General features: G+C 68.4%; 10 protein-coding genes. All 10 read left to right on the top strand.

Going from position 1 to position 14,887, the window contains the following annotated elements; all coding sequences use genetic code 11:
• Nucleotides 1–214: 214 nt before the first annotated feature.
• The 10 genes from siaA to AC1HFW_RS17845 all read left to right on the top strand — a co-directional run bounded on the left by siaA (nt 215) and on the right by AC1HFW_RS17845 (nt 14,882).
• A complete protein-coding gene (gene siaA, locus AC1HFW_RS17890) occupies nt 215–2,200 on the top strand; it encodes a biofilm regulation protein phosphatase SiaA (protein WP_209440271.1) in 1,986 nt (661 codons plus the stop codon).
• A gap of 23 nt (nt 2,201–2,223) precedes the next feature.
• Nucleotides 2,224–2,763, top strand: a complete 540-nt coding sequence (siaB, locus tag AC1HFW_RS17885) for a biofilm regulation protein kinase SiaB (RefSeq protein WP_241075554.1) — start codon at nt 2,224–2,226, stop codon at nt 2,761–2,763.
• A 39-nt stretch (nt 2,764–2,802) separates the two neighbouring features.
• Nucleotides 2,803–3,180, top strand: a complete 378-nt coding sequence (gene siaC, locus AC1HFW_RS17880) for a biofilm regulation phosphoprotein SiaC (RefSeq protein ID WP_006392708.1) — start codon at nt 2,803–2,805, stop codon at nt 3,178–3,180.
• The gene (siaD, locus tag AC1HFW_RS17875) at nt 3,177–3,974 is read left to right on the top strand and encodes a biofilm regulation diguanylate cyclase SiaD (protein ID WP_006392709.1); all 798 of its coding nucleotides are present in this window, start codon (nt 3,177–3,179) and stop codon (nt 3,972–3,974) included. The genes siaC and siaD overlap by 4 nt, the downstream gene beginning before the upstream one ends.
• Nucleotides 3,975–4,015: 41 nt before the next feature.
• Entirely contained in the window at nt 4,016–6,592 is a 2,577-nt protein-coding gene (locus tag AC1HFW_RS17870) for a sensor domain-containing protein (RefSeq protein ID WP_479284654.1), read from the top strand.
• A gap of 1,381 nt (nt 6,593–7,973) precedes the next feature.
• Nucleotides 7,974–10,325 (top strand): bifunctional salicylyl-CoA 5-hydroxylase/oxidoreductase, encoded by a 2,352-nt coding sequence (locus AC1HFW_RS17865; RefSeq protein ID WP_479284652.1) that lies wholly within the window; start codon nt 7,974–7,976, stop codon nt 10,323–10,325.
• A complete protein-coding gene (locus tag AC1HFW_RS17860) occupies nt 10,322–11,113 on the top strand; it encodes an SDR family NAD(P)-dependent oxidoreductase (protein WP_479284651.1) in 792 nt (263 codons plus the stop codon). Before AC1HFW_RS17865 ends, AC1HFW_RS17860 begins: the two co-directional genes overlap by 4 nt.
• Before the next feature lie 36 nt (nt 11,114–11,149).
• Complete coding sequence (locus AC1HFW_RS17855) at nt 11,150–12,007, top strand: enoyl-CoA hydratase family protein (RefSeq protein WP_479284649.1); 858 nt, start codon at nt 11,150–11,152, stop codon at nt 12,005–12,007.
• A 2-nt stretch (nt 12,008–12,009) separates the two neighbouring features.
• Entirely contained in the window at nt 12,010–13,179 is a 1,170-nt protein-coding gene (locus AC1HFW_RS17850; protein ID WP_479286522.1) for an acyl-CoA dehydrogenase family protein, read from the top strand.
• Nucleotides 13,180–13,241: 62 nt separating this feature from the next.
• A complete protein-coding gene (locus tag AC1HFW_RS17845) occupies nt 13,242–14,882 on the top strand; it encodes an AMP-binding protein (protein ID WP_061072535.1) in 1,641 nt (546 codons plus the stop codon).
• Nucleotides 14,883–14,887: the final 5 nt, after the last annotated feature.

The raw sequence follows: 14,887 nt of genomic DNA, 5'->3' as shown, positions 1-14,887 counted from the left end.
GAAAGCCGCAATCCCGACGCGGAGCGCGGCCTTTCTTTCGATATAAAACGCAATAAAGACGCGGTTTGCGGGGCAGGGCCTGAAATAGGCTGACCTTTGGCAAATCCGCGTGTTTACGCCTGTTTCAATTCATCTCGTGGTTCTCTACACTTAGCGCGCCGTGCGTACCGCGTGGATGCGTCACGTCTTATCAAGCTGTCAGGGAAGACTTCGCATGGCGAAATGGGGTTTGCGCAAAAAATCATTGATGGCGCTGTTGCTGGCGTGCCTGGTCGCGTTGGCGCCGGCGGCGCTGATCGGCTGGCAGGTGCTGGACGGGGTCCGCGACCACTTCGGGCGCGCCTTCGCCGACAACTTCACCCAGCTGAACCGCCAGCGCATCCTGGCGCCGGTGTCGCGCGAGCTGGCGCTGTCGCAGCGGCTGGCCGACAGCGAGGTGACGCGCCGCTGGCTGCGCAATGAAGGCGACCCGGCCGCCCGCGAGCTGTTCTTCCGCGAGGCCGATGGCTACCGCCGCGACCTGCTGGGCCGCGCCTATTTTATCGCCAGCGCCGCCACCGGCCACTATTACTTCAACGACGACCAGCCGCTGTCGGAAACGCCGCGCTACACGCTCAGCCGCGAGGCGGCCGACGATGGCTGGTTCTACAACTCGCTCAAGGCCAGCGCGCGTTACAACATCAACGTCAATCCGGACCTCAAGCTCAAGACCACGCGGGTCTGGATCAACGTGCAGGTGCGCGACGGCGACAAGGTCATCGGCCTGACCGGCGCCGGCCTGGACGTGGGCGGCTTCCTGCGCGACTTCGTCAACAGCGGCCAGCCGGGCGTCACTCCCATCATCGTCGACGAGGAAGGGGCGATCCAGGCGCACATGGACCCGACGCTGATCGCCTACAACTCGGGGGCCAGCGGCGCCAACGGCCGCGGCATGGTGTTCAACCTGCTCGACCCCGGCAGCGGCCGCGACGAGCTGCGCTCGGCGCTGCACGCCGCCCAGGCCGACCCGCAATCGGTGCAGACCGCCTGGGTCGCGATCGACGGCGTGCGCCAGCTGGTGTCGGTGGCCTACATGCCCGAACTGCACTGGCACGTGCTGACGGTGGTGGACCTGGGCGCCGCCCGGGTGCTGGACACCGACTGGCTGTGGCCGGCCGCGATCGGCCTGGTGCTGCTGTTCGCGGCCCTGCTGCTGTGCTTCGGCTACGCCATCGAGCGCCTGATGCTGCGGCCGCTGCGCCGCCTGCAGCAGTCGGCCCGCGCCATCGCCAATGGCAGCTACGACGTGCGCCTGCCGCCGGGCGGCCAGGACGAGATCGGCGACCTCAGCCGCGCCTTCGGCGTCATGGCCGACAAGGTGCGCCAGCACACCGCCGAACTCGAAAGCAAGGTGCGCGAGCGCACCTCCGCGCTGGAGGACGCCAACCGCGCCATGGCGGCGGCGCACAAGAAGATCGGCGACTCGATCGACTACGCCAGCCTGATCCAGCGCGCCATCCTGCCGGACCGCCAGCTGACCCAGTCGCTCGGCGCCCATCACTTCGTGCTGTGGAAGCCGCGCGACGTGGTCGGCGGCGATTTCTACGTGTTCCGCTCGGACGGCGCCAACTGCCTGCTGGGCATCATGGACTGCGCCGGCCACGGCGTGCCCGGCGCCCTGATGACCATGCTGGCGCGCGCCGCCATCGACCTGGCCATCACCGAGGCCGGCCCGGCCGACCCCGCCGGCATCCTGACGCGCACCGACGGCGCCATCCGCGCCATGCTTGCCGATGCGCAACTGCCGCGGGCCCTCGCGACAAACACGGACGCGGGGCTGGTATATATTGACCGCCAATCCGGCATGTTGCGGTATGCCGGGGCCAAGATCAGCCTGTACGCCAGCGACGGCGAAACCCTGCGCGAAGTGCCCGGGGGCAAGCGCGCGCTGGGCGACAAGCGGACCGGGGCCTACCAGAACATCGACTTGCGCATGGAGCCGGGCTGGACCTACTACCTGGCGACCGACGGCTTCCTGGACCAGGCCGGCGGCGAGCATGGTTTCGGCTTTGGCAACACGCGTTTCGCCGAAATGCTCAAGAGACACGCGCGGCAGCCGTTAACTGACCAGGCGGCCGCGTTTACCGAGGCCCTGGCTCGCTACCAGGGCGAACGGCCGCAGCGCGACGACATTACCTTGCTGTCTTTCCGTTTCGAATAATCGTTATCAGGGCGGTAACTCCCATGAATGCCTCCGATCTCTACGCATTGGGCGAGCGGTTCGACCAGAATCGCACGCTGTTGTGCTTCAACGGGCCGATCTCCCGCAGCCTGATCGAGGAAATCGGCAATGCGCTGAAGAATTACCTGAATGCCGAGCATGCCCGGCCGGCGGAGGCCATGGACGTGTTCTCGGTCTACATCGAGATGATCCAGAACATCCGCCAATACGCCGCGCAGAACGGCGACACGGACGCCGCCGCCACCGTGGTCATCGGGCGCCGCGACGAGAGCCGCTACGTGGTGTCGGCCGGCAACCTGGTCAAGGCCGAGGATGGCCGCAGCCTGGTGGCCCGCATCCAGCGGCTGGCCGAGCTGGACAAGGCCGCCCTGAAGGCGGAGTACAAGACCCAGCTGCACAAGCCGCGCACCCCGGGCGTGGCCTCGGGCGCCGGCCTGGGCCTGATCGATATCGCGCGTCGGGCCGGCGCGCCGCTGGAGGCCAGCCTGACGCCCGCCGCGGGCGAGGGCCGGGCGTTCTTCAGCCTGAGCGTCGTGATCTGACCGCCGCCCCTGAGCCTTAGACCCTTTTCGGAGTTACTGATGAAAGACCTGAATATCGCGGGGACCCAGTCCACGCCCGCCATCACCGCGGACGCCGCCGCCGGCGTGCTGGCGATGCGCGGCGACTCCTACCCCGAGAATTCGTTCGAGCTGTTCGGCCCGGTGATCGAGTGGGTCGAGGCCTACCTGCTCAGCAGCGCCGCGCCGCTGAACCTGGAACTCGAACTGCTGTACCTGAACACCAGCAGCATCAAGTCCGTCATGGACATCTTCGACGTGCTGGAGGCCGCCCACGGCAAGGGCCGCAGCGTCAGCGTCACCTGGTTCTACGACATGCGCAACGAGCGCGTCGGCGAGCTGGCCGAGGAATTCAAGGAAGACTGCACCTTCCCGTTCTCCGTCGTCGGCCGCCAATGAAGGCCGGCAACGCCGAGCTGGATGACCGCATCGCCGGCTTGCTGGCGGATCCGGCGTATGCCGGGCATCCGTTGCGCGAGGCGTTGCAGGACCTGTGGCGGCACACCGCGGAACAGATGGCGCGGATCGAACGCGTCACGCACTTGTCGGATGCCTACCAGACCATGGCGCACCAGCGCGAAATGGGCCTGTGCGAGCAGTTCGACCGGCAGTTGCGGCGGCTGGCGCGCATCGCGCGCATCTCCGACCACTACCAGAGCATGATGCGCGACCTGAACGCCACGCTGGAGGAAACCTCGCGCCGCGATCCCCTGACGGGCCTGCTCAACCGCCGCGCCCTGATGGAAATGATCAAGCAGGAAGTCCAGCGCGCCGCCCGCGGCGGCCAGGCCTTCGTGGTGGCCATGCTCGACGTCGACCATTTCAAGTCCGTCAACGACCGCTACGGCCACGAGATCGGCGACCGCGCCCTGGTCGAGCTGGCCGGCGCCATGCGCCGCAGCGTGCGCGAATACGACCTGTGCGGCCGCTGGGGCGGCGAGGAATTCCTGGTGCTGCTGCCCGCGACCCCGCCGGAAACGGCGCAGGGCGTGATGGACCGGCTGGTCGGCGCGGTGCGCGGCCTGGCCCTCGATGTCGGCGCCGACGTGTTGCGCCTGACCGTCAGCATCGGCATGGCCTGTCACCAGCTCGGAGAAACCTTTTCAGAAACGCTCAGCCGGGCGGACCAGGCGTTGTACCTGGCCAAACAGGATGGACGCGACCGCGTCGCACTTGGCTTCCCCCGGCCCTGAAATGAACCCGGAATCGCTGTTCTTCCGGTATGGAGCCCCTTATGCTTGATTCTCATCCAGGCGGTTCGAGCGCGGCCCCACAGGGCGCCGCGTGGCAGGTGAGCAACTATCTGGCGTCGATGGACCGGGCACTGCTGCTGTTCGACTTCGACGCCGCCGGCTCCCTGCTCAACGCCAACGACAACTTCCTGGCCGCGTTGAACTACACCCGCGCCGACGTCGCCGGGCTGCGCCACGACCTGCTGTGCGACAGCATGGACGAAGGCAAGGGCATCGCCAGCGCCGAGAATATCTGGGCGCGGCTGCGCCGCGGCGATTTCTTTTCCGGCACCTGCCGCTACCGCAAGCAGAGCGGCGCGTCCGTATGGATCGAGGCGACCTACCTGCCGATGCGCGACGAAAGCGGCGAAGTGCGCCGCATCGCGGTCATCTCGCGCAAGTCGATCGCCGACGCCGAGCGCCAGGAGGAAATCCGCCTGCTGCTGCTGGGCATCAACGAAACCGGCAATGCCGTGGCCGTGTCCGGCCGCGACGGTCGCATCGTCTACGTCAACGACGGTTTCCAGCGCATGCTGGGCTTCTCGCGCGCCGACGCGCTGGAGCAGGAACTGGGCGAGCTGCTGGCCGGCACCCGCCATGACGGCGGCACCCGCGAGGAGCTGGACCGCCGCATCGCCTGCCGCGAGGGCTACCACAAGGACGTGCTGGTCTACGACCGCAGCGGCAAGCCGCTGTGGGTGTCGGTCATGGCCAACTCGGTGTTCGACGAGCGCGGTTCGCTGGTCAACATCGTCGACGTGCTGACCGACATCACCCCCACCAAGGTGCACGAGGTGCTGCAGCGCCGCGTGCTGCAGGCCATGGTCAACGAGGCCTCGGTGGTGGAAGTGATGAACATGGTGTGCCGCGAGGTCGAGCGCCTGGCGCCCGAGGTCGCGGCCACGGTGCTGCGGGTGGACGAGGCCGGCAAGCTGCGGCCCCTGGCCGCGCCGAGCATGCCCTCGGCCTACACCGACGCGCTGGACGGCGAATCCATCGGCCCGCAGTCGGGCGCCTGCGGCACCGCCGCCTTCCTGGGGCGTCCGGTGATCGTGCCGGACATCGCCACCGATCCGCTGTGGGACGACTACCGCCACCTGCCGCTGCCGGACGACGTCAAGGCCTGCTGGTCCTCGCCGATCAAGTCGAGCGACGGCCGCGTCATCGGCACCTTCGGCTTCTATTTCCGCGAACGCCGCCTGCCGGACGATTTCCACCATCGCCTGGTCGACGTCTGCGTCTACCTGTGCGCGCTGGCGCTGGAACGCGAAGAGGCCCGCGCCCGCATCCGCCAGCTGGCGTTCTACGACGAGCTGACCGGCCTGCCGAACCGCAACCTGCTGCTGGCCCAGGCCGAGCAGGCCATCGCCCGCGCCGAGCCCGAGCGCAAGCGCGTGGCGGTGCTGTTCCTGGATCTGGACCGTTTCAAGCAGGTCAACGACACGCTCGGCCATCCGATCGGCGACGCGCTGCTGCGCGACATCGCCCAGCGCCTGCGGCGCCTGGCGCGCGCCACCGACATCGTCGGCCGCCTGTCGGGCGACGAGTTCGTGATGCTGATGCCCGATTTCGAGCACGGCCGCCTGACCGCCGCCGCCGAACACATCCTGGTGGCGCTGGCGCAGCCGTTCGTGGTGGGCGGCATCACGCTCAACCCGTCGGTGAGTATCGGCATCAGCGTGTTCCCCGAGAACGGCCGCGACATGGACACGCTGCTGCGCCACGCCGACATGGCCATGTACCAGGCCAAGACGGCGGGCCGCAACCGCATCTCGTTCTTCAGCGCCGAGATGAACCGCCAGGCCCAGGAACGCCTGGCGCTGGAAGCGGCGCTGCGCGATGCCCTGGAGGGCCGCGCGCTGCGGCTGCACTACCAGCCGCAGGTGGGCCTGAAGAACGGCAGCCTGTACGGGGTCGAGGCGCTGGCGCGCTGGCGCCACCCGACGCTGGGCGACATCTCGCCGGCGCGCTTCGTGCCGCTGGCCGAGGAATGCGGCCTGATCGGCGACCTGGGCGACTGGGCGGTGCGCGAGGCCTGCTCGCAGCTTGCCATCTGGCGCAACAACGGCCTGCGCGTGCCGTCGGTGTCGGTGAACCTGTCGGCCACCAATTTCCACAACCTGAACCTGCCGCGCATGATCGCCGCGACGCTGGCCGAGTTCGGCCTGGCGGCGTCGGACCTGATGCTGGAGATCACCGAGGGCGTGGTGCTGGACGCCACGGCGGGCACGCTGCGCACGATCGCGGAACTGCACCGCCTGGGCGTGCGCCTGTCGATGGACGATTTCGGCACGGGCTATTCGAGCCTGGGCCACTTGCGCCGCCTGATCGTGGACGAACTGAAGCTGGACCGCAGTTTCGTCCAGGGCCTGGAGAACGACGACGCGGCGCGGGCCCTGACCAGCGCCGTGATCCGCATCGGGGAGAGTCTCAGCCTGCCGGTGGTGGCCGAGGGGATCGAGAATGAGGAACAGCGGCGCTTCTTGATCGAGCAGGGGTGTGCGGCGGGGCAGGGGTTTTTGTTTTCGCCTCCGTTGCCGGCTAATGATCTGGAAGATTGGTTGAGGGCGCGGGGGTGAACGGGGGGGTTTGGCTTGCTTGTTGCGTCTTTGGAGAAGTGGGTTCTTGAGCCGCGCGTGGCGGGGTGGATGGGGGATGGCGGGGCTACGATTGCGGTCCGGAGCGTTCGCTCCGGACTTCCCCGTCCTCATCTTCGTCCAGGCCTTCGGCCTTCCCTTCAGATTCCGTCGGGCGCATCTACACGCCCCGCCATCCCCCATCCACCCCGCCACGCGCTCGCGATGAGACTTAGCCTCGGGCGTCGGGGCGAGCTGTGTGCTTGGCATGCTGGTGCCCGTCACGGCGTGGGGGAGAGGGTCTTGCGGGGCCCGCCCCAAGGCGGCCGCGCGGGCGGCCTTTTGGGGCTTACGCGGGGTCTTGCGTCGGGGTGATGGCGCTCTCGCGTGTGGGTGACGGTGCGGGTGTTTTTATGCGGCGTGGTTTTTGGTTGGAAGATCTTGCGTCGGTCGCCCTTCCTCGGCCGCGCGGGCGGCCATCGGAGGCATCCGTAATGTCTTGCGATTGAGGATGCCGCTTCGCGCTTGCGGGGAATGGTGGGGCGGGGCCCGCCTCAAGCCGGCCGCGCGGGCGGCCTTTTGAGGCTTACGTGGTGTCTTGCGGCAAGTGATGACGCTCTCGCGTGTGCGCAGGCTGTCTGCGTGGGGCGGCGACACTACAGGCTCGGCGCCTGCCCGGGGGAACGGCACATGCGCAATTAACCCAACCACGTAGGCACGTCGCAATCCTGCGCCAACAAACCACCGCCCGCGCCTCAACTGTTTGTGGTCGGCGCAAGAGGCTCGTCACGCGCAACACGCTTTGTGCTGCGCCGACCACCACCGCCCCACCTCCCGACGTGCGGAACCATTAGAAAACCGCTCCAAACCCGCGCGCAGCGCACCCGCATCACTTGCAGATACACCAACGCCAATTGCGGCCGCCCGCGCGGCCACAATTGGCGTCCAGATAGTTCCCTTCCCTGACCACAGGTCTAGCAGCGCGACAAGCCAAGACGCACGTAGCCCCTCGGGCAGGCGGCCCCCGTGGCGGGCAACCTTGATGCGCCCGAGGGAATCCGTAGGGAGCCGAAGGCGTACGAGGATGACGACGGGGAAGTCCGGAGCGAACGCTCCGGACCGCAATCGTGGGCGCCCGCCACGGGGGCCGCCTGCCCGAGGGGCGACCTACGAAGCCCACCCCCGCAACGCTCCAAAACCCGTCCCCCCCAAGGAACCCACCTAAGCCAATCCAAGCCCGTCCCCAGAATTCGACACCCCCCACGTTTCCCCCATTTGCGATCCCCCCTTTCCAGGTATATATTTCAAGCCTAAACTATCAAGGCCTAAAAATAGCAGCGACCCACCCCCGCGTCCGGGCCGCACTTCATGGAGCGTTACGGCAATGAAAATCGTATGCATTGGTGGTGGTCCCGCCGGTCTGTATTTCGGGCTCCTCATGAAGCTGCAAGACCCGGCCAACGAAGTCACCGTCATCGAACGCAACCGGCCCTACGACACCTTCGGCTGGGGCGTCGTGTTCTCGGATGCCACCATGCAGAACCTGCGCGAAGCCGATCCGGTTTCCGCCCAGACCATCGGTGACGCCTTCAACCACTGGGACGACATCGACATCCACTTCAAGGGCCGCAGCATCCGCAGCGGCGGCCATGGCTTCATCGGCATCGGCCGCAAGAAGCTGCTCAACATCCTGCAGGCGCGTTGCGAAGACGTCGGCGTCAAGCTGGTGTTCGAGAACTTCGTCCAGGACGACCAGGCCATCGCCCGCGAATACGACGCCGACCTCGTCATCGCCTCCGACGGCATCAACAGCCAGATCCGCACCCGCTACACCGACACCTTCCACCCCGACATCGACCAGCGCCGCTGCCGCTTCGTCTGGCTCGGCACCAAGAAGGTGTTCGACGCCTTCACCTTCGCCTTCGTCCAGACCGAGCACGGCTGGTTCCAGGCCCACGCCTACCGCTACGAAGACGGCATGTCGACCTTCATCGTGGAGACGCCCGAAGAGACCTGGCAGGCCGCCGGCATCGAGCAGATGAGCCAGGAAGAGGGCATCGCCTACTGCGAAAAGCTGTTCGCGCCGTGGCTCGATGGCAATGCGCTCATCAGCAACGCCTCGCACCTGCGCGGCTCGGCCATCTGGATCCGCTTCCCGCGCGTCATCTGCAACACCTGGGTCCACTGGAACCAGCTCGAAACCAGCCGCGGCAAGCGCGCCGTGCCGGTGGTGCTGATGGGCGACGCGGCGCACACCGCGCACTTCTCCATCGGCTCCGGCACCAAGCTGGCGCTGGAAGACGCCATCGAACTGGCGCGCTGCCTCAGCGGCGCCGAAGGCAGCGTCGAGCGCGGCCTCAAGCACTACGAGGAAGTGCGCAGCGTCGAAGTGCTGAAGATCCAGAACGCCGCCCGCAACTCCACCGAGTGGTTCGAGAACGTGGCGCGCTACGCCGAACTCGAGCCCGAGCAATTCGCCTATTCGCTGCTGACCCGCTCGCAGCGCATCTCGCACGAAAACCTGCGGCTGCGCGATCCGGCCTGGCTGGAAGGCTTCGAGCGCTGGATCGCCGAACATGCCGGCGCGCCGGCGCCGGCCGGCCAGCGGCCCGCGCTGCCGATGCTGACGCCGTACCGGGCGCGCGGCGTGACGCTGAAGAACCGCATCCTGGTGTCGCCGATGGCCATGTACTCCTGCACCGACGGCGTGCCGGGCGACTTCCACCTGGTGCACCTGGGCGCGCGCGCCATGGGCGGCGCCGGGCTGGTGATGGTGGAAATGACCTGCGTCTCGCCCGACGGCCGCATCACTCCGGGGTGCCCCGGCCTGTGGAACGACGAGCAGCAGCAGGCCTTTGCCCGCATCGTCGGCTTCGTCCACGGCAACAGCGATGCCCGCATCGGCGTGCAGATCGGCCATGCCGGCCGCAAGGGCTCGACCCAGCTGGGCTGGCAGAAGATCGACCATCCGCTGGCCGAAGGCAACTGGCCGCTGCTGTCGGCTTCGGCGCTGCCGTACATCGAGGGCGTGTCGCAGACGCCGCGCGCCATGACGCGCGCCGACATGGACGACGTGCGCGACAACTTCGTGGCCGCGGCCCGCCGCGCCCAGGCCGCCGGCTTCGACTGGCTCGAACTGCACTGCGCCCACGGCTACCTGCTGTCCAGCTTCATCTCGCCGCTGACCAACCGGCGCGACGACGAATACGGCGGCAGCCTGGAAAACCGCCTGCGCTTCCCGCTGGAAGTGTTCCGCGCGGTGCGCGCCGTGTGGCCCGAGGACAAGCCGATGTCGGTGCGGATCTCGGCCAGCGACTGGGTCGAGGGCGGCATCACCCCCGATGACGCCGTCGAGATCGCGCGCCACTTCAAGGCCGCCGGCGCCGACATGATCGACTGCTCGTCGGGCCAGGTCAGCAAGGAAGAAAAGCCGGTCTACGGCCGCATGTTCCAGACCCCGTTCGCCGATCGCGTGCGCAACGAGGCCGGCATCCCCACCATCGCGGTGGGCGCCATCTTCGAGGCCGACCACGCCAACGGCATCATCGCCTCGGGCCGCGCCGACCTGTGCGCGCTGGCCCGTCCCCATCTGGCGGACGCCTCCTGGACGCTGCGCGAAGCGGCCCGCGTGGGCTATCGTGATGTGGCCTGGCCGAGCCAGTACTTCGCCGGCAAGCGCCAGCTGGAAACCAATTTCGAACGCGCCGCCGCCATGGCGCAACTGGACATCAAATGAGCCCGTCCTCCCATCCCCTGGCCGGACGCCACGCGCTGGTGACGGGCGGCGCCCGCGGCATCGGCCTGGCCAGCGCCCGCGCGCTGCTGCAGCGCGGCGCCCGCGTCACGCTGCTGGGCCGCGACGGCGGCGCGCTGGAGGCGGCCGTCGACAGCCTGGCCAGCCTGGGCCAGGTGCAGGCGGTCAGCGCCGACATCGCCGACGAGGCCTCGGTGCGCCAGGCCTTCGCCCAGGCCGAGGCCGAGCTCGGCCCGGTGCTGGTGCTGGTGAACAACGCCGGCCAGGCCGTCAGCCAGCGCTTTGACCGCACCGACGCGGCGCTGTGGCAGTCGATGCTCGCGGTCAACCTGACCGGCACCTTCCACTGCATTCAGGCGGCCCTGCCCGGCATGCTGGCGGCCAAGTGGGGCCGCGTGATCAACGTGGCCAGCACCGCCGGCCTGATCGGCTACGCCTACGTCAGCGCCTACTGCGCGGCCAAGCACGGCGTGATCGGCCTGACCCGCTCGCTGGCGCTGGAAACCGCGCAGAAGGGCGTCACCGTCAACGCCGTCTGCCCCGGCTACACCGAGACCGACATCGTGCGCGGCGCGGTCACCAATATCGTCGAGAAGACCGGCATGACGCCGGAAGCCGCCCGCGCCAAGCTGGCCGAGCGCAATCCGCAGGGCCGCCTGGTGCAGCCCGAGGAAGTGGCCGAGACGGTCGCCTGGCTGGCGCTGCCGGCCTCGTCGTCCATCAACGGCCAGGCCATCGCCGTCGACGGCGGCGAAGTGATGACCGGCTGAGCCGGCCCCACCCCACGATTCAAGAATGGAGACAGCATGAGCACGCAGCCCGAAGAGCACACCATGAAGCACCACAAGCGCCCCTTGGCCGGCTACCAGGCGCGCACGTTCCTGTGGCAGGTGTCGGCCGACGGCAAGGTCGCGACCATCACGCTCAATCGCCCCGAGCGCAAGAACCCGCTGACCTTCGATTCCTATGCCGAGCTGCGCGACCTGTTCCGCGCGCTGGTGTACGCGACCGACATCAAAGTGGTGGTGGTGGCCGGCGCCGGCGGCAACTTCTGCTCAGGCGGCGACGTGCATGAAATCATCGGGCCGCTGACCAAGATGAGCATGCCCGAGCTGCTGGACTTCACCCGCATGACGGGCGACCTGGTCAAGGCCATGCGCGCCTGCCCGCAGCCCATCTTGGCGGCGGTGGACGGCGTCTGCGCCGGCGCCGGCGCGATGGTGGCGCTGGCCTCCGACATGCGCCTGGGCACGCCGGCCGCGCGTACCGCCTTCCTGTTCACGCGGGTGGGCCTGGCGGGCGCCGACATGGGCGCCTGCACGCTGCTGCCGCGCATGATCGGCCAGGGCCGCGCCTCCGAATTGCTGTACACCGGCCGCGCCATGACGGCCGACGAAGGCGCCAGCTGGGGCTTCTTCAACGCGCTGCACGAGTCCGGCGCGCTGATGGAGGCCGCCGCCAAGCTGGCCGCGCAACTGGCCGCGGGCCCGACCTTCGCCCACGGCGTGACCAAGAAGCTGCTGCACCAGGAATGGAACATGGGCGTGGACGAGGCCATCGAGGCCGAAGCCGAGGCCCAGGCCATCTGCATGCAGACGCGCGATTTCCACCGCGCCTACGAGGCGTTCGTCGCCAAGCAAAAACCCGTCTTCGAGGGGAACTGATGATGCGTGACGCAAGCTGGCTCGACTGGCCCTTTTTCGACGACGCCCACCGCAAGCTGGCGCACGAGGTCGACGGCTGGTGCGAAGGCGCCCTGGCCGACGTCGACCATCACGACGCCGATGCCGCCTGCCGCAAGCTGGTCAAGGCCATGGGCCAGGCCGGCTGGCTGCGCTACGCGGTCGCCGGCGGCCCCGGCGGCGCCTGGGGCGGCGCACTGCCTGAGGTCGACTCGCGTTCGGTCTGCATCCTGCGCGAGACCCTCGCGCGCCACGAAGGCCTGGCGGACTTCGCCTTCGCCATGCAGGGCCTGGGCAGCGGCGCGATCTCGCTGATGGGCTCGGACGCGCTGCGCCAGCGCTACCTGCCGCGCGTGGCCAGCGGCGAGGCGATCGCCGCGTTCGCGCTGTCGGAGCCGGACGCCGGCTCGGACGTGGCGGCGCTGGCCTGCGAGGCCCGGCTGGACGGCGACCATTACGTGCTCAACGGCGCCAAGACCTGGATTTCCAACGGCGGCATCGCCGACTTCTATTGCGTGTTCGCCCGCACCGGCGAGGCGCCGGGCGCGCGCGGCATCAGCGCCTTCGTGGTGGATGCCGACACCCCGGGCTTCGAGGTGGCCGAGCGCATCGACCTGATCGCGCCGCATCCGCTGGCCACCATCACCTTCGACAACTGCCGCATCCCGGTGTCGCAGCGGCTGGGCGAGGCGGGGCAGGGCTTCAAGCTGGCCATGATGACGCTGGACATCTTCCGAGCCTCGGTGGCCGCGGCCGCGCTGGGCTTTGCCCGCCGCGCGCTGGACGAAGGCCTGGCGCGCGCCAAGTCGCGCCGCATGTTCGGCCAGACGCTGGCCGACCTGCAACTGACGCAGGCCGCGCTGGGCGACATGGCCACGGCCATCGACGCCTCGGCGCTGCTGACCTACCGCGCCGCGTGGATGCGCGACGTGCTGAAACAACGCACCACGCGCGAGGCGGCCATGGCCAAGATGACGGCCACCGAATCGGCGCAGAGCGTGATCGACCGCGCGCTGCAGATGTTCGGCGGCGCGGGCGTGGTGTCGGGGATGCCGGTGGAGAAGCTTTACAGGGAAATCAGAGCGCTGCGTATCTACGAAGGCGCCACCGAAGTGCAGAAGTTGATCATCGCCCGCGAACTGCTGAAAGCCTGAAGAAGCCATCGAGCTTCCGCTTTCGGCACAGTCAACCACACCGCAGCAGCAAGGGGAATTCCATGGAAGTATCCGCCCACATCGACACCTTCACCCGGGACAATCTGCCCCCGGGCGAACAATGGCCAGAATTCCTGCTGGACGGCCCCGACGTGGCCTATCCCAAGCGCTTCAATTGCGCGGTGGAGCTGGTGGACGCGATGGTCGAGCGCGGCCACGGCGAGCGCGTCGCGCTGCGCTGGGCGCAGGACGGCAAGCCGGCCGCCATGACCTACCGCGAACTGGCCGCGCTGACCAACCGCATCGCCCGCGTGCTGGTCGAGGACATGAAGCTGGTGCCGGGCAACCGCCTGCTGCTGCGCGGCCCCAACAACCCGATGATGGCCGCCTCGTGGCTGGCCGCCATCAAGGCCGGCCTGGTGACGGTGCCGACCATGCCGCTGCTGCGCGCCAAGGAACTCAAGCAGATCATCGACAAGGCGCAGATCCAGGCGGTGCTGTGCGACGTGCGCCTGAAGGACGAGGCGCGGTTCTGCGCCCAGCCGGACCACGAGCATCATTGCCCGGGCCTGGCGCAGATCATGTATTTCAATGACACCGCGCCCGATGCACTGGATGCGTTGGCCGCGGGCAAGCCGGATGACTTCACCGCCTGCGACACCGCGGCCGACGACGTCTGCCTGATCGCCTTCACCAGCGGCACCACCGGCGCGCCCAAGGGCTGCATGCACTTCCATCGCGACGTGCTGGCGATGTGCGACCTGTTCCCCAAGCACGTCATCAAGCCGGGCCCGGACGACATCTTCTGCGGCACGCCGCCGCTGGCGTTCACCTTCGGCCTGGGCGGCCTGCTGTGCTTCCCGCTGCGGGTCGGCGCCAGCACCGTGCTGGCCGAGCGCCTGACGCCGGAAAGCCTGTTGCAGCTGATCCAGGACTTCCGCGCCACCATCGTCTTCACGGCGCCCACGTTCTACCGCCAGATGGCGGCGCTGGTGGGCAAGTTCGACCTGTCCTCGCTCAAGAAGAGCGTGTCGGCCGGCGAGGCGCTGCCCGACGCGACGCGCCAGCTGTGGAAGGAAGCCAGCGGCATCGAGATGATCGACGGCATCGGCGGCACGGAGATGATCCACGTGTTCGTCTCCAGCCCGCCCGAGTCGGTGCGCCGCGGCGCCATCGGCCGCGTGGTGCCGGGCTATATCGCGCAGATCGTCGATGACGACATGAATCCGGTGCCCAATGGCACGGTGGGCCGCCTGGCCATCAAGGGTCCGACGGGCTGCCGCTACCTGGCCGACGAGCGCCAGCTGCGTTTCGTGCAGAAGGGCTGGAACCTGCCCGGCGACACGTTCATGCAGGACGACGACGGCTATCTGTTCTACCAGGCGCGCAACGACGACATGATCGTCTCGGCCGGCTACAACATCGCCGGCCCGGAGGTCGAGGACGCGCTGCTGCGCCACGAGGCGGTGGCCGAGTGCGGCGTGGTCGGCGCGCCCGATGACGAGCGCGGCCAGCTGGTCAAGGCCTTCGTGGTGCTCAAGCCAGGCTTCGAGCCGAGCGAGGCGCTGGTGGCCGCGATGCAGCAGTTCGTCAAGGCCAACATCGCGCCCTACAAGTATCCCCGCGCCATCGAGTTCGTCGCCGCGCTGCCGCGCACCGAGACGGGCAAGCTGCAGCGTTTCGCGCTGCGCAAGATGGCCTGATTTTG

This window comes from Achromobacter sp. ISS7, assembly GCF_056523125.1.
Note: the sequence above shows the minus strand (reverse complement) of the source record. Positions and strands in the feature narration are given on the sequence as shown.